The organism is Geobacillus sp. 46C-IIa (assembly GCF_014679505.1).
GTDB lineage: Bacteria > Bacillota > Bacilli > Bacillales > Anoxybacillaceae > Geobacillus.
Window position 1 is genome coordinate 3,452,108 of the sequence record NZ_CP061474.1, and the last position, 16,282, is coordinate 3,468,389.

Below are 16,282 nucleotides of genomic sequence, written 5' to 3' on the forward strand. Positions count from 1 at the left end.
AATGTTATTTATAAAATAGCCGGAATAGTATTTAAAAACAAGGGAATTGCCTTATTGTCTTCTATTTTGTACAATGGGAAACGCAAAATGAGCGGAACGGAATGAAGGTGATGCTGGTGGAAGAACGGGAAGTGAAAGCATTTCTCGAACAGTTGCAGCAGGAAGGATTGCTCACCGAGCAAACGCGTCCGGCTTGGGAAATGATTTTGCCAAAGCGGCTCAAACGGATGTATGACGTGCTGAACGAGCGCACACGCTATATTACCGTCTTGATGGAAGCGGTGGATGATCCGCATAACCAAGCAGCGGTGTTGCGGACAGCCGAGGCGTTTGGCGTTCAAGATGTCCATATCGTCACTGGGAAGGCGCCGTTTTCGCCGAACCGGCTCGTGACGCGCTATGCTGACCAATGGCTGACGCTCCACCGGAAACCGGATATCGAAACAGCCATCGGCGACTTGAAGCGGCAAGGGTACCAAGTATACGCGAGCTATCTCGGCGAAGGGGCGATTCCGCTTTCCGATCTAAATGTTTCTAAGCCGACGGTGCTATTGTTCGGCAACGAACATAGCGGTGTATCGGAGGAGGCGCTCTGCTTGGCGGACGGGACGTTCATCATCCCGATGTACGGCTTTGTCCAAAGTTTTAACATTTCCGTCGCCGCGGCATTGGCGCTGTATGATGTCACTGAACGGGCGCGCCGCCAAGCGGGAAAACGCTATTATTTGTCACTTGAAGAGAGAAAGGCGCTGTACGAACAATGGATGTGGCAGACATTGCATCCGCGCGTCCGCAAACAATTGGAGCGGAAAGGATATACAGGGCAACCAGAAGGGAGGTAACCGGGTTCTTTTAAGAGGGAAACCCGGTTATTTTTGTTGTGGAATATTTTTGTGTGAATCCCCTTCCGTATCAATATTTCCCTAACGGAGGAAAACAAGTGGCGATTTCTTGAACAATGATTGAACAGTTTGTGACAAATGTTTTGCTGATTTATGAACTTTTCTTCCTGTTCGTTTCAAATGTTTTTAACTTTGATATGGTAAAAACAAAGAAAAATATGAATGGAAATCGCCTCACGTGGCCGGGGCGGACGAAGGGGGATATATAGCGATGAAACGGGCGATATGGCGCGCTCTGTCGGTCTTGCCGCTCCTCTTTTTGCTTGGCGGTTGCGTCGAGCGTACAGCGGTGCTCAACCCGCAAGGACCGGTGGCGCGGACGCAGTACGACTTAATTATGTGGTCGATCGGTTTTATGTTGTTCATTATTGTCGTTGTTTTTACTTTATTTACGGTCGTGCTCATCCGTTACCGGGAGAAGCCGGAGAACACGAATTATGAGCCGCCGGACGAGGAAGGAAACACGCTGCTTGAAGTCGTTTGGACGGCCATTCCGATTTTGATCGTTGCGGCGCTTGCCGTTCCGACGGTGAAAGCGACGTTTGCACTTGAGAAGCCGCCGACCGATCAAGTCGAACCAATCACGATTCACGTGACGGCGGCGAACTGGAAATGGATTTTCAGCTATCCGGAAGAAAACATTGAAACGGTCAACTACGTCCATATTCCGGCCGGCGTTCCGGTTAAGTTTAAGCTGACTTCGGTCGGTCCGATGAACTCGTTTTGGGTGCCGGAGTTAGGCGGACAGAAATACGCTATGGACGGCATGGAGACAGAGCTGATTTTACAAGCTGACAAACCGGGTTCATATATGGGGCGAAGCGCCAACTTTTCCGGGGAAAAGTTCGCCCATATGGAGTTTGAAGTCGTCGCGCAAAAGGGAGACGACTTTAAACAATGGGTGAACGAAGTGAAACAGACGGCGCCGAAGCTCAATGAGGAAAAATATGCACAAATTTTAAAACCTGGACTTGTCGGTCGAATGACATTCTCAAATACTCACTTAGAATGGATTGACCATGCGCAGCAAAACAGTCATCATGCGGATGGAAAATCGACAGGCGAAGATGGCGGTCAAGATCATGAAACAGCGAGAGACAACCATCATCACGGGGAGTAAGAAAGGAGGAACGGACGATGAAATGGAGCGAGTTTTTCGTCACGGGTGAGCCGCTCATTTACGCGGCTGATGTCGCGATCGTCTTAACGATGATCGGCATTGTGTTCGTCTTGACGTATTTTAAAAAGTGGAAATGGCTTTGGAATGAATGGCTCACTACCGTCGACCATAAAAAAATCGGCGTCATGTATATTATTTGTGCGGTGCTCATGCTCTTCCGCGGCGGCGTCGATGCGCTTTTGATGCGGGCGCAGTTGACGGCTCCCAATATGAAGTTTCTCGATGCCCAGCACTATAATGAAATTTTTACGACGCACGGGACGATTATGATTTTGTTTATGGCGATGCCGTTTATTATCGGCTTGATGAACATCGTCGTTCCGCTGCAAATCGGGGCGCGCGATGTCGCATTTCCGTATTTGAACGCGTTAAGCTTTTGGCTCTTTTTCTTCGGCGCGATGCTGTTTAACATTTCGTTTGTCATCGGCGGGTCGCCGGACGCCGGCTGGACGGCGTATTTCCCGCTTGCCAGCAATGAGTTCAGCCATGGCGTCGGCAACAACTACTACGCCATTGCCTTGCAAATTTCCGGGATCGGAACGTTAATGACCGGGATCAACTTCCTTGTCACGATTTTGAAAATGCGCGCGCCGGGCATGACATTAATGCGCATGCCGATGTTTACGTGGACGATTCTCATTACATCGGTGCTGATCGTGTTCGCCTTCCCGGTGTTGACGGTCGCGTTGGCATTAATGACGTTTGACCGTCTATTTGACACACAATTTTTCACGATGGCCAACGGCGGTATGTCGATGCTGTGGGCCAACTTATTCTGGATATGGGGACATCCGGAAGTGTACATCGTCATTTTGCCGGCGTTCGGCATTTTCTCGGAAGTCGTCAGCACGTTTGCACAGAAACGGCTGTTCGGTTATAAGGCGATGGTCGGTTCAATCGTCGGGATTGCCTTCTTAAGCTTTATCGTCTGGGTGCACCATTTCTTTACGATGGGCGCCGGACCAACGGTCAACTCAGTATTTTCGATTACGACGATGGCGATCGCCATCCCGACCGGGGTGAAAATTTTCAACTGGCTGTTTACGCTTCGGAAAGGGAAAATTCGCTTCACGACGGCGATGCTTTGGTCACTGGCGTTCATTCCAAACTTTGTTATCGGCGGTGTAACAGGGGTTATGCTGGCGATGGCAGCGGCCGATTACCAATACCATAACAGCTATTTTCTAGTTGCCCACTTCCATTATGTATTAATTGCGGGTACGGTATTTGCCTGCTTTGCCGGCTTGCATTACTGGTACCCGAAAATGTTCGGCCATATATTAAACGAGCGGCTCGGCAAATGGACGTTTTGGCTGTTTATGATCGGCTTTAACGTCTGCTTCTTCCCGATGTATTTCCTTGGTCTGATGGGAATGACGCGCCGCATGTATACGTACTCGGACGGTCTCGGTTGGACGCCGCTCAACGTTGTCGCGACCGTTGGGGCGGTGTTAATGGGCATCGGGTTTATCGTGCTTTGTTATAACATTTATTACAGCGCCCGTTATGGCGAACGCGATATGACCGGCGATCCGTGGAACGGGCGTACGCTTGAGTGGGCGACCGCATCGCCGCCGGTCCATTACAACTTCCCGGTCGTTCCGGTTGTTGACGATTTGGATGCGTACTGGGTGATGAAGAAAAAACGGAGCGGCTTCGAAGTGAAAGAGGAAGAGCTGAAGCCGATCCATATGCCAAGCAATTCCGGACGTCCGTTTTGGATGTCGGTGGCGTTCTTTGTCGCCGGGTTTGGCCTTGTGTTCAAATGGTTTGCCTTAGCGATTGCCGGTGCATTGTTCATTGTGCTCGGACTCGTTCTCCGCTCGTTTGAAAATGATGACGGCTATTATATTGGCGTTGATGAAATTAAACGGACTGAGCGGGCGGCGCGAAAGGGGGCGTAACGAATGGGAGAAGCAGCACATCGTTATGATGAAACGATGCCGTTGGAGTATCGGACAGAGGAAGGTCGGCTTAACATTTTAGGATTTTGGATTTTCTTAGGGGCAGAGGTTGTCTTATTTGCGACTTTGTTTGCGACTTACCTTGTCTTGTTTCAGCGAACCGGCTCCGGGCCGACGGCGCAGGAATTGTTCCAAGTAAAAGACGTATTGATCGAAACGTTGTTACTGTTGACGAGCAGTTTCACATGCGGGCTGGCCATTTTTGAAATGCGCCGCGGCCGGCTTGCCGGGCTCCTCGCCTGGCTGCTTGTCACGCTTTTGCTTGGGGCAGGGTTTATCGCGTTTGAAATTCGCGAGTTTATTCATTACGTCCATGAAGGGGCGACGATGCAGACGAGCGCGTTTTTATCAAGCTTTTTCGTTCTCGTCGGCACGCACGGCGCCCACGTCAGCTTAGGGATCGGCTGGATGATTCTCATCATCATCCAGCTTCTCCAACGCGGGTTGACGGCGAAAACGGCTCGGAAAGTGTTTATCGTCAGTTTGTACTGGCACTTTTTAGACGTTGTTTGGATTTTCATTTTTACGCTCGTTTATTTGCTAGGGATGGTGGTGTAACATGGGCGCAAACAGCCATCGCGAATCATTTCCTTGGAAACATATCATCGGGTTTTTGTTGTCGCTCGTCTTGACGTTTGCGGCGCTTTGGGTGGCGCTCTCATCCGGGCTGCCGCTCAAGGCGGTCATTGTCGTCATTGTGTTGTTTGCCGTCATCCAAGCCAGCTTGCAGCTGTTTATGTTTATGCATGTCAACGAAAGCGACAGCGGACGCATGCAAACGCTCAATATGGTGTACAGTTTCTTTATCGCGGTTGTGATTGTTGCCGGTTCGATTTGGGTGATGCAGTTTGTGTTGTAAAGCGGAAGGGTGTCCCCAAAGCAATGGGGCACCCTTTTTCGTTGGCTATATGCCTGCTTTTTTCATTATGTTTCCCATAGAAAAGGCGCCTTGCCCATTCGAGGCAAGACGCCTTTTACAATACTTTTGACAAAAACGCTTTTGTCCGCTCGTTTTGTGGGCGGTCGAACAAATCTTCCGGTTTTCCTTCTTCGACGATGTAGCCGCCGTCCATAAACAAGACGCGGTCGCCGACCTCGCGGGCAAAGCCCATCTCATGGGTGACAATGACCATCGTCATCCCCTCATTGGCGAGCTGCTTCATGACGGAAAGCACTTCGCCGACCATTTCCGGGTCAAGGGCTGACGTCGGTTCGTCAAAGAGCATGATTTTCGGTTCCATGGCCAGTGCCCGAGCGATGGCGACGCGCTGCGCCTGCCCGCCGGAGAGGGAATCCGGGTAGACGTGCGCTTTGTCTTGCAAACCGACTTTCGCGAGCAGTTCCATCGCTTTCGCTTCCGCTTTTTCGCGCGGCCATTTGCGCACTTTCATCGGTGCGAGCGTAACGTTGTTGAGCACCGTCATGTGCGGGAACAAGTTAAAGCGCTGGAACACCATGCCGACTTCTTCACGCACTTTATTTAAGTTCGTGTCTTTCGCCTTTAAATTGATACCGTCAATAATAATTTCACCTTCATCGAAATCCTCAAGCAAGTTTAAACAGCGCAAAAACGTCGATTTTCCCGACCCCGATGGGCCGATGACGACGACAACTTCCCCTTCGTGAATATGAGCGTCGATTCCTTTCAACACTTGAAGTGAACCGAACGATTTTTTTAATTGGCGTACGTCGATCATTGAGTCGAATACTTCCTTTCAAGGTAATGTGACAGTTTGCTTAAGGAGAGCGTCAAAATTAAATAAATCAACGCAACCGTTAAATACGGCTCCCAGACGCGGTAGTATTCACCGGCGGCCGCTTTTCCCCAGTACATAATTTCTGGTGCGGCGATGACCATCCCGAGCGACGAATCTTTAATTAAGACGATAAACTCGTTCGCAAACGGTGGAATCATTCGCTTTAACGCCTGCGGCAAAATAATGTAGCGCATCGCTTGCGCATGCGTCATCCCAAGCGAGCGGGCCGCTTCCATTTGCCCTTTGTCGATCGACTGGATGCCGGCGCGGAAAATTTCCGCGACGTAGGCGGCGGAGTTCAGTGACAGTGAGACGGCTAAGGAAATGATGGCGTTGGGTTCCGCAAGCAAAAGCGGCATGGCGCCAAAATGGACGAGCAAAATTTGCACCATGAGCGGTGTGCCGCGGAAAAAGTTAATGTACCAAGTAAACGGCAGGCGGACGAGCGGGTGCGTCGCCATTTTACCAAGGCCGATGAACAGGCCGAGAATGAGGCCGAACACGATGCCGGCTAATGAGACGCCGATCGTTATGAGCAGCCCTTGCCAAAAGTAAGGGGCGTATTCAATAATAATATCAAAACGAAAATCCATCGATCTCACCTTTCTCTAAGAAAAATGCGTAACTTGCTAGCAGTTACGCATTTTTCTATGTTCGTGCGCTTATTGTTGTTGTTTTAAGCCTTCAATATTCGGCTCTTTGCCGAACCATTCTTGGTAAATCTCTGCATATTTGCCGCTGTCAATCACTTTCTTTAACGCTTCGTCTACTTTTGCTTTCAGTTCGCTATCTTTCGGGAAGATCATGCCATAATATTCCGAAGCGAAGTTTTGTGGATCTTCAATGACTTGCAATTTTTTGTCCGGATTGTTTTTCACGTATTCGTTCGCTACCGCGTTGTCAGTGATCACAGCATCAACACCGCCGTTCAACAGTTCCATAATGGCGACAACAGTCGTTTCGAATTTTTTAATATGATTGCCTTTGCCAAACAGTTTCTCCGCAGCTTCCTGACCGGTTGTCGCGTTTTGGACGCCGATCGTTTTCCCTTTTAAGTCGAGGGCGTTCTTCACCGGGCTGCCTTCCTTGACTAAGATGACTTGCGTTGCTTCAAAGTATGGAACTGAGAAATCATATGATTGTTTTCGCTCGTCCGTAATCGTAATGCCGGAAATCCCCATGTCGATTTCTTTGCTTTGCAGCGAAGCGAACAGCGGATCCCAGCCAACGTTTTTCAATTCATAATCCAAGCCGGCTTCTTTCATGACCGCATCGAGAAGGTCAGCGTCAAAACCAACGATTTTCCCTTTTTCCATATACTCGAACGGGGCAAATGCCGCGTCCGTTCCGACGGTGATTTTTTGCTTCGCTTCTTTTTCAGCTCCTGACGGAGAGCTTGTTTCTGTCGACTTGCCACAAGCGGCGAGCGCCATAAACAACGCAGCAACGATCGCTACGATCAAACCTTTCTTCATTTTTAACATTCCTATAAAATCCCCCTTTGGAATCATTGTCGATGAACGATTATCATACTATCAATATTTTTGTGATTATGCAATAGGTTTTATAAAAATAATTGTTTGAACATTTTGGTACTGCCGTATAAATGGAGAAAAGGCGCATTTTTCAATGTTTTTTGCCACATTAACTGAAGGACATATGGCTAATATCATTTCATATGCATTTTTATAAAATAATTTTTTATGTAAAAAAGATATAAACGATTGATTTTTAATTTACAGAATATTATACCAGGAAGAGAGAGGTATTGGCAAAGGTTTTGTCAATCCGTTTATTGTAGCGGTATGGAAAAAAATAAATACTATTGTGTAAATACTATCAATTTCGTTATGATAAAAGTGGTGACAAGACAGCAAAGGAAGGAGAGGCCATATGGTTTTATTTTCCGTCATTGTGTATTTAGTCGGCATGCTCTGGATCGGCTATTGGGCGTATAAACGGACGGCGAACTTGTCTGATTATATGCTCGGCGGCCGGACGCTCGGACCGGCAGTCACCGCGCTTAGCGCTGGGGCTTCCGATATGAGCGGCTGGCTGTTGATGGGGCTGCCGGGGGCGATGTATCTCGATGGGGTGAGCGCCGCATGGATCGTCATCGGCTTGACGCTGGGCGCTTACGCGAACTGGTTGTATGTCGCGCCGCGGCTGCGCGTTTACACCGAAGTAGCGGACGACTCGATTACGATTCCGGAATTTTTGGAAAACCGTTTCGGCGATGCGACGAAATTGTTGCGGATGGTATCCGGGATGGTTATTATGATCTTTTTTACGTTTTACGTTTCATCCGGCCTTGTTTCGGGCGGTGTGTTGTTTGAGAATTCGTTTGGTGTCAGCTACCATACGGGGTTATGGATTGTCGGCGGCGTCGTCGTTGCCTATACATTATTCGGCGGCTTTTTGGCCGTCAGCTGGACGGACTTTGTACAAGGGACGATCATGTTTATCGCCCTTATTCTCGTCCCGGTCGTGACGTTGTTCCATACAGGTGGTCCAGCTAATACAATGGAGACGATTCGCGCTATTGATCCGGCTTTGTTAGATTTATGGAAAGGGACAAGTTTTCTCGGCATTATTTCGTTGTTTGCCTGGGGGCTTGGCTATTTCGGCCAACCGCACATTATCGTCCGCTTTATGGCGATTAAGTCGGTGAAAGAAATGAAAAGCGCCCGCCGCATCGGCATGGGCTGGATGATTTTCTCAGTCGTCGGGGCGATGTTGACGGGATTGTTTGGAATCGCTTACTTTTCTGAGCGCGGCATGAAGCTCGATGATCCGGAAACGGTGTTTATCCAGCTTGGGGAAATTTTGTTCCACCCAGTCATCACCGGATTTTTGCTGGCGGCGATTTTGGCGGCGATCATGAGCACGATTTCCTCACAGCTGCTCGTTACGTCAAGCTCGCTGACCGAAGATTTGTATAACGTGCTGTTCCGCCGCTCGGCTTCAGATAAGGAGCTTGTTCTTGTCGGACGCCTGTCGGTGCTCCTTGTCGCCGTTGTCGCGACCGCGCTAGCCTACACGAAAAACGACACAATTTTAAACTTAGTCGGCTATGCGTGGGCCGGATTCGGTGCGTCATTTGGCCCGGTCATTTTGCTTAGCCTGTTTTGGCGGCGGATGACGAAATGGGGAGCGCTTGCCGGCATGGTTGCCGGGGCGGCAACCGTCATCTTGTGGACGCAGTCAGACTACTTAAAAGGGCTGCTGTATGAAATGATCCCGGGATTTGCCGCGAGCTTGCTCGCCATTGTCGTTGTAAGCTTGCTGACGAAAGCGCCGGAAGGGAAAGTGGCCGAGCAGTTTGACCGGTTTAAGCAGTCGCTGTCATAAGCAAGACAAACAGGGTGTCCCCGCGACAAGGGACACCCTGTTGTCAAAAGAGGCCTTTCGTGATGTCTCAGCCTAAGTACAGGCGTTGTCGCGGCGTCATGTCGTCCGCCCCCGATCCGGGTGCAGGTGTTGCCGCGGCATCATGTCGCCCGCCCCCGATCCGAGTGCGGGCGTCTATCGCGGCGTTAGGCCGTCCCGTTCCAATCCGGGTACAAGTCGGTGCGGCGGTCGCGCCATGTCGTGACCGACCCTTTTTCCCGCACTTTGCGAAGAAGCGACAAGTCAAGGTCGGCGGTAATGACCATGTCGCCGTTGATCTCACCGGCCGCGAGCACGCCGCCGGGCGGGAACGGAATATCGTTTGGCGTGATGACGGCCGCCTGGCCGAAGTTGGCGCGCATAAAGTCGACCGTCGGAAGCGAGCCGACTGTGCCGGTCGTGACGACATACACTTCGTTCTCGACCGCCCGCGCGTGGCAACAATACCTCACGCGGTAAAACCCGTGCCGGTCGTCGGTGCACGACGGACAGAAGATGACGTCAGCCCCTTTGGCGCGCGCCATGCGGACGATTTCCGGGAACTCGATGTCATAGCACGTCAGCACGGCAATCGTCGCTTTGTCCGTTTCAAAGACGTGAAGCCCATCGCCCGGGGTGATGTTCCATTCTTTCACTTCCGTCGGGGTGATGTGCAGTTTGGCCTGTCGATGGACGCGCCCATCTGGTGTAAAGAGATGAGCGGTATTATACAGCTTGCCGTCTTGGCGGATGACATGTGTACCGCCGATCAAATACATGCCGGTGTCTTTGGCGAGCGATCCAAACAATTCGGTGTATTTTTCAGTATAATTCGGCAAGTCATCAATCGTCGCTTGCCGCCCCCCCTCCAGCGGAATGGAAAGCAATTGAGTTGTGAGAAATTCGGGAAACAACACAAACTCGGCGTCAAACTCTTGCGCCGTTTTCACGTAATGCGTCACTTGCGCGGCAAACTCATCAAACGAACGGATGGTGTGAAGATGATATTGGACAGCCGAGACGCGCAATGGCGGCACCTTCCTTTCTATATGGCATGTATTTTAGCGCTATGTAAACCCGTTTGGAGGCATTTGCTTTTTTCGATATGCGCAGGAACTGATCCCCTCCTAATTCTTAAGGAGCGAAGTTGCGGGAAAAGACAAGGCCCAAGCCTTGCTATTGTTCCCCGTAGCGGCGGTAAGCGCCGTGATGCGTCGGGCCGACGTATTCGTTTAACGGGAACGAATGGCGAATGGCGGCGGTGATGAACGCTTTGGCGGTCGCGATGGCGTCCTTGGCCGGGCGGCCTTTCGCCAGTTCGGCGGCGATGGCGGCCGAGAACGTGCAGCCCGCTCCGTGCGTATACGTCGTGTCGATCCGTTCTGATTCGAGGAGTTCAAATGTTTTACCGTCATAAAGGACGTCCACGGCGTAGTCATGCGGAATTTTCCGCCCGCCTTTGACGATGACATATTGGGCCCCGAGTTCATGAATGCGCCCGGCTGCTTCCTTCATGTCCTCGATCGTTTCAATGCGCGGCAAACCGGACAATTGCGCGGCTTCAAACAAGTTCGGCGTCACGACGGTTGCTTTTGGCACGAGCGTTTCACGGTAGCACACCGTATTTTCCGGGTGGAGCGGCTCATCCGCTCCTTTGCACACCATAACTGGGTCGATGACCGCGTTTTTCAATCCATGTTTTTCAATGGTGTGCGCCGCTAATTCAATGATATCCGTTGTCGGCAGCATGCCTGTTTTTAAGGCATCAACCCCGACGCCGATGATGATCGTCTCCAGCTGGGCTTCGATTGTTGCCAGGTCCACTGGGAACACTTGATGCGCCCACCGGTTGTGCGGATCCATGGCGACGATTGTCGTGATGGCCGTCATTCCGTAAACGCCAAGCTCTTGGAACGTTTTTAAATCCGCCTGCAGTCCGGCGCCGCCGCTGCTGTCTGACCCGGCGATCGTTAATGCTTTTGGCATGGTCATCGTCATCACTCCTTTGTTCCACAAGATTATATCATGAAGCTGCCCTCAAGGACGAAATAGTTGTTCTATATCAACAGAAAAACTGTCAAGCGCGCGCGAACATGCCATGCCGGTTTCTTTCCAGACGCCGGCTTGTTCATATTGTCCATCGTTATTGGGCGAGTAGATTTGCACAACGCGACGCATGGGGTTCACGATCCAGTATTCATTATACAATGCCCACTTTGCCGAACGAAAATGATTTTGCATAACAAAACGGATACAAAAAAAGCCCGCCTGTTATCGGCGGACGATTCGTGATGCGAATGGGCAGTAATGAACAGGCGGCCGACAGCGCGCGTTGCCGGCCGCGTCAATCAGCGGCTAGTTGGCAGCTAGCGTTTTCCCGAGCGCTTCGCGGGCCGGGACATAGCGGTAGCCAAGGTCGCGAGCGACCGCTTCGTACGTGATCTCGCCGTTGGCGACGTTGACGCCAAGCTCGAGCGCTGGGTTATCAATAATGGCTTGGGCAACGCCTTTATTAGCGATTTGCAAGGCATATGGCATCGTGACGTTCGTCAAGGCGATCGTCGATGTGCGCGGAACAGCGCCCGGCATGTTGGCGACCGCATAATGGACGACACCATGTTTAACGTAGGTCGGGTCATCATGTGTCGTGACGTGGTCGCTCGTTTCGACGATGCCGCCTTGGTCGATGGCGACATCGACAATGACTGAACCCGGTTTCATTGCTTTCACCATATCCTCAGTGACCAGTTTTGGCGCCCGTGCGCCCGGGATGAGAACCGCACCGATGACAAGGTCAGCCTCGGCGACAGCTTCAGCGATGTTCATTGGGTTGGACATGAGTGTTGTAATTTGATGGCCGAAAATGTCGTCAAGCTCACGGAGACGATCGGCGTTCAAGTCGATGATCGTCACGTCCGCGCCAAGGCCGACCGCGACCTTCGCTGCATTCGTGCCGACGACCCCGCCGCCGATGATCGCGACTTTGCCGCGGGCAACGCCAGGAACGCCGCCAAGCAAAATGCCTTTGCCCCCATACGGTTTTTCTAAAAATTGCGCCCCGATTTGCGCCGCCATCCGTCCGGCAACCTCGCTCATCGGCGTGAGCAGCGGCAACGTGCGGCCGACTTGCACCGTCTCATAAGCGATGGCGATGACGCCGCTTTCTTTTAAGGCGCGCGCCAACTCTGGCTCCGCCGCCAAATGCAAATAGGTGAACAAAATAAGACCCGGACGGAAATAGCCGTATTCACTTGGCAGCGGCTCTTTGACTTTCATGATCATATCCGCCTGCGCCCAAATGTCTTCGGCGCGTTCAATGATTTGCGCCCCGGCACGGGCGTAATCATCATTACTGAAACCGCTTCCAATCCCTGCCTCTTTCTCAATGAGCACCGTATGTCCTGCCTGAACGAACGACAATACGCCCGCCGGCGTAATTGCGACACGGTTTTCGTTATTTTTAATTTCCTTTGGTACTCCAATAATCATGAATATGGTTCCTCCTCATCAAAAGTAGCCTTACTTATAGTATAAAAGAGAAGGAACGGGCCGGGCATTGTTCAAAAAAGAGAAAGAAGCGCACGGTTTTTGTGGATTTTCACAAATTAGTTATGCGCTTCATATTTTGCTAATTTAATATCGATATATAATTTGATTTTTTGATTCATGTCATTGAGATCCAGCTCGGCGATGTCAGCGATTCTCTTCAGCCGGTAGGCGAGCGTGTTCGGGTGAACGTTGAGAGCGTCGGCAGTTTCTTGTACGTTTTCATTATGATCAAAAAATGTTTCGAACGTTTTCACTAAGTCGCTATGATGCTTTTGATCGTACATGTGCAGCTTGGCCAAAGCGGGGTTGGTCCATTCCCCTTGCCGCTTTTGTTCAAGCAGAAAATCAAAAAACTGATAAATGCCGAGCTGGGCGTAGCCGTAAACGGCCTTTATTTCGCTGCCGAATTTTTCTTTCAGCGCTAGCACAGCGAGCGCTTCGCGATAGCTTTTTTCGATCAGCCGATATGACTCGTACACGCCGCCGAATCCGCTTTGCACATCGTGAATATGAAACCGCTCCTTCATTTTTGCGGAAAACGACTCGATGAATGCGTTCAGTTCTTTTAACGGCTGGTCCGTTTTCGGCGCCGCCAGCAAAATCACATCGCGGCCGTCGGTCGTATAAAGGAGGAGCGAAAGTTGCTGGGTCGTTTGCAACAGGTAGGAAATTTGCCGTTCCATTTCAGCGGTCAAATCGGCCGCAAAACGGAAGACAACGACAGCAAACTGTGGCGCTGCCATAATTTGTATCGCGGCAAGATGGGCGCGGACTTCGTCTTCGGTCGCGATATGGCCGGTGAGCAGTTTCCAAAACAGCTCTTGCACCCGCTCTTCTTTTTTGTTTTTGCGCATATACAGCTGCAGCACTTTGTTTTTCGCTGCTTTGGCCGCCAGCTTCAGCCATTCCATTTCCTCAGGCGTGAGCGTCCGGTTTGTTTCGAGTACCCAAATGAAGCCGATCACCTCATCGTTTTTCCAGATCGAGACAGCGACGCGGCTGCCGAGGCCGACATCTTCAATGGGCGGCACGCGCACCGGCTCGCGGCTTTTCAGCAGCGCCGGGATGGCGCCTTGCTTCCATAAGCTGTTGATCACTTTTTCCGGCACGCGCCGGCTGATGATCGTCGCCGTCCGCGCTGGGTCGGTGTAATCATCATGGGCGCTGTAGGCGATGAGCCGATGGTTCGCGTCTTCGATCGTCACCGGGCAGCGCAGCACATCGCTGACGCGATCGGCAAACTCTTCAAGGCTGTCAAACTCGCCGCGGAACGGGTCGGTATACGAGGGCATATTCCCTTTCCCCCTAACGTTCGTTATTAAATATTATAAAGATGTGCGTTTTCAAGTTGGGGCTAGCAGGCATATACCGCTAGTCATCGTTTTACCAACTATATAACGGTTTCATCATAACTTATGCACCGTCAGCTGTAAATCAGCACGTATAGGTATATTTTGAGGTGATTCAACATGTTGCTGTTTAAACGAGGGCAGGCGCCTAAGGTTTGTAGCAGCTTCCCACTTTCCTTGCGCCATACCTGTGAAATGGTGAGGCAATGTATTATGTTTTGTTTCGGGGTGAAGGAACTGTCTATCCTGCAGGGGAATTTGATGTTTCAAAATATTATATAACTTTATAATATGCTAAATTTTCATTGACAGAAAGAAGATATGTCAAATAAAATGGACTTAAAGTATATCTGTCGACAGTCGACAAAGTAGGTGAAGGCAAATGAGTCAAGCTCAACCGGACCGATCCGCTCCCTTTTACGAGCAAATTTATCATTTGCTGCGCAAGAAAATTCTTCAAGGAGAATTCAAACCCGGACAACGTATTTACGAAGCAAAGCTGGCCAGAGAATTAAATGTAAGTAGAAGTCCGGTGCGTGAGGCTGTAAGGGCGCTTGAAAAAGAGGGATTACTCCAAATTGATCATAAATCGCGGATCACCGTATACGAACCGACGATGAGGAATGTGGAGGAGATTTATCAATGCCGCATGTCCCTTGAATCGTTGGCTGTTAAACTGGCTTGTGAACGGATGTCTGTCTCTCAATTGGATGAGATTGAAGAAGTGCTCCGCCAAACAGAACAAAGCATTATAATCGGTGACCTTGAATCCGTGATTGCATTCAATGTCCAGTTTCACGATTTTATTGTTTTGTTCAGCGGTAATAGCGAGCTAGGCAAGTTGTTAGGAGGACTTAGGTCGCTAACGTACTATTATCGGACGCTAAACGTGTACGGACCAGGGAGGGCAAACCAAATTTTAGAGGAACACAAGCAAATTTTTTCTAAAATGAAAGAACGAAAAGCGGATGAAGCGGCGGAAACAATGAAAGTGCATATTCAACATGACTTGCTTCACTTAAAGAACCTGTTAACAAAGGAAAGCCAACAAGCAAGGGGGAAGAAGCCTTGAAAAAGTGGGAAATCGCCGTCATTCCGGGCGACGGCATCGGCAAGGAAGTGGTGCCAGCAGCGCTTGACGTGCTGCAGGCGGTCGCCGATGTCCATGGGGGAATAGCGTTTTCGTTCACCGAATTTCCGTGGAGCTGCGATTACTATGTTGAACACGGCCAAATGATGCCGGATGACGGGTTATCGACTTTGCGAAATTTTGATGCGATTTTTCTGGGGGCGGTCGGCAATCCGAAGCTTGTCCCTGACCATATTTCATTATGGGGATTGCTGCTAAAAATTCGCCGCGAATTTGAACAAGTGATCAACATTCGCCCGGCGAAATATTTCCGCGGCTTATCCTCGCCGCTGGCCGAGCCGCGCGACTTTGATTTCATCGTCGTTCGCGAAAACAGTGAAGGGGAATATAGCGAAGTCGGCGGGCGCATTCACCGCGGGGAAGATGAAATCGCCATCCAAAATGCCGTGTTTACCCGCAAAGGAACGGAGCGGGCGATGCGGTATGCATTTGAGCTGGCCCGAAAGCGGAAAGGGCATGTGACGAGCGCGACGAAATCGAACGGCATTTTCCATACGATGCCGTTTTGGGATGAAGTGTTCGCCGACGTCAAGCGCGACTACCCGGATGTCGCGACCGCGTCGTACCATATTGACGCGTTAGCCGCCTTTTTCGTGACAAGGCCGCATACGTTTGACGTCGTTGTCGCGAGCAACTTGTTCGGCGACATTTTGACTGACCTTGGCGGCGCCATTATGGGCAGCATCGGCATCGCCCCGGCCGCGAACATTAACGTCAACGGCAACTATCCATCAATGTTTGAGCCGGTGCACGGCTCGGCGCCGGACATTTACGGCAAAGGCATCGCCAACCCGATCGGGCAAATTTGGACGGCGAAACTCATGCTCGATCATTTCGGAGAGGAAGAGCTCGGATCCCTCTTGTTAAAAACGGTTGAGGATGTCACCTCCGACGGCGTCAAAACGCCGGACCTCGGCGGCACGGCGGCGACGAAGGAAGTGGCCGCGGAAATTTGCCGGCGCCTGCGGGCGTACGCGTAATGGAATGGCAATGATGATTATCCGTTTCAATAAGGAGGTGCAAACCTAGTTGCTGCATTCCGCTAGGAGTATAAGGGGAGAT

General features: G+C 50.8%; 15 protein-coding genes. 8 read left to right on the plus strand and 7 right to left on the minus strand.

The window, feature by feature from the left end; genetic code table 11:
- Positions 1 to 101: 101 nt before the first annotated feature.
- The 5 genes from IC803_RS17375 (at position 102) to qoxD (ending at position 4,905) form a co-directional block, all read left to right on the plus strand.
- Positions 102 to 842 carry a TrmH family RNA methyltransferase gene (locus IC803_RS17375; protein ID WP_369826933.1) on the plus strand — a complete coding sequence of 247 codons (741 nt, stop codon included), beginning with the start codon at positions 102 to 104 and terminating at the stop codon, positions 840 to 842.
- A gap of 265 nt (positions 843 to 1,107) precedes the next feature.
- Positions 1,108 to 2,022, plus strand: coding sequence for a cytochrome aa3 quinol oxidase subunit II (gene qoxA / locus IC803_RS17380; RefSeq protein ID WP_223812082.1), 915 nt, complete (start codon positions 1,108 to 1,110; stop codon positions 2,020 to 2,022).
- 17 nt (positions 2,023 to 2,039) lie between these two features.
- Positions 2,040 to 3,986, plus strand: a complete 1,947-nt coding sequence (qoxB, locus tag IC803_RS17385) for a cytochrome aa3 quinol oxidase subunit I (protein ID WP_081207941.1) — start codon at positions 2,040 to 2,042, stop codon at positions 3,984 to 3,986.
- Between the two features lie 3 nt (positions 3,987 to 3,989).
- The gene (gene qoxC / locus IC803_RS17390; RefSeq protein ID WP_081207940.1) at positions 3,990 to 4,604 is read left to right on the plus strand and encodes a cytochrome aa3 quinol oxidase subunit III; all 615 of its coding nucleotides are present in this window, start codon (positions 3,990 to 3,992) and stop codon (positions 4,602 to 4,604) included.
- Between the two features lies 1 nt (position 4,605).
- The gene (gene qoxD / locus IC803_RS17395; protein WP_081207939.1) at positions 4,606 to 4,905 is read left to right on the plus strand and encodes a cytochrome aa3 quinol oxidase subunit IV; all 300 of its coding nucleotides are present in this window, start codon (positions 4,606 to 4,608) and stop codon (positions 4,903 to 4,905) included.
- A gap of 115 nt (positions 4,906 to 5,020) precedes the next feature.
- Here qoxD and IC803_RS17400 read toward each other — a convergent pair whose 3' ends face one another.
- From IC803_RS17400 to IC803_RS17410, 3 genes are all read right to left on the minus strand, one after another.
- Complete coding sequence (locus IC803_RS17400; protein ID WP_081207938.1) at positions 5,021 to 5,743, minus strand: amino acid ABC transporter ATP-binding protein; 723 nt, start codon at positions 5,741 to 5,743, stop codon at positions 5,021 to 5,023.
- A complete protein-coding gene (locus IC803_RS17405) occupies positions 5,740 to 6,396 on the minus strand; it encodes an amino acid ABC transporter permease (protein ID WP_081207937.1) in 657 nt (218 codons plus the stop codon). The genes IC803_RS17400 and IC803_RS17405 overlap by 4 nt, the downstream gene beginning before the upstream one ends.
- 69 nt (positions 6,397 to 6,465) lie before the next feature.
- Entirely contained in the window at positions 6,466 to 7,287 is an 822-nt protein-coding gene (locus IC803_RS17410; RefSeq protein WP_081207936.1) for a basic amino acid ABC transporter substrate-binding protein, read from the minus strand.
- Between the two features lie 409 nt (positions 7,288 to 7,696).
- Here IC803_RS17410 and putP point away from each other — a divergent pair, with 409 nt between their 5' ends.
- Positions 7,697 to 9,154: a sodium/proline symporter PutP gene (gene putP / locus IC803_RS17415; RefSeq protein ID WP_081207935.1), complete on the plus strand. Its 1,458-nt coding sequence runs from the start codon at positions 7,697 to 7,699 to the stop codon at positions 9,152 to 9,154.
- A gap of 185 nt (positions 9,155 to 9,339) precedes the next feature.
- On the opposite strand, the gene IC803_RS17420 is transcribed toward putP, so the two are convergent.
- The 4 genes from IC803_RS17420 to IC803_RS17440 form a co-directional block, all read right to left on the minus strand.
- Positions 9,340 to 10,200, minus strand: a complete 861-nt coding sequence (locus IC803_RS17420) for a carbon-nitrogen hydrolase family protein (protein WP_081207934.1) — start codon at positions 10,198 to 10,200, stop codon at positions 9,340 to 9,342.
- A gap of 148 nt (positions 10,201 to 10,348) precedes the next feature.
- A complete protein-coding gene (gene pdxK, locus IC803_RS17425) occupies positions 10,349 to 11,164 on the minus strand; it encodes a pyridoxine/pyridoxal/pyridoxamine kinase (RefSeq protein ID WP_081207933.1) in 816 nt (271 codons plus the stop codon).
- 363 nt (positions 11,165 to 11,527) lie between these two features.
- Positions 11,528 to 12,661: an alanine dehydrogenase gene (ald, locus tag IC803_RS17435; RefSeq protein ID WP_081207932.1), complete on the minus strand. Its 1,134-nt coding sequence runs from the start codon at positions 12,659 to 12,661 to the stop codon at positions 11,528 to 11,530.
- Between the two features lie 116 nt (positions 12,662 to 12,777).
- The gene (locus IC803_RS17440) at positions 12,778 to 14,013 is read right to left on the minus strand and encodes a PucR family transcriptional regulator (RefSeq protein ID WP_081207931.1); all 1,236 of its coding nucleotides are present in this window, start codon (positions 14,011 to 14,013) and stop codon (positions 12,778 to 12,780) included.
- 439 nt (positions 14,014 to 14,452) lie between these two features.
- On the opposite strand from IC803_RS17440, the gene IC803_RS17445 reads away from it, so the two are divergent.
- Positions 14,453 to 15,142 (plus strand): GntR family transcriptional regulator, encoded by a 690-nt coding sequence (locus IC803_RS17445; RefSeq protein WP_081207930.1) that lies wholly within the window; start codon positions 14,453 to 14,455, stop codon positions 15,140 to 15,142.
- Entirely contained in the window at positions 15,139 to 16,200 is a 1,062-nt protein-coding gene (locus IC803_RS17450) for a tartrate dehydrogenase (RefSeq protein ID WP_081207929.1), read from the plus strand. Before IC803_RS17445 ends, IC803_RS17450 begins: the two co-directional genes overlap by 4 nt.
- Positions 16,201 to 16,282: the final 82 nt, after the last annotated feature.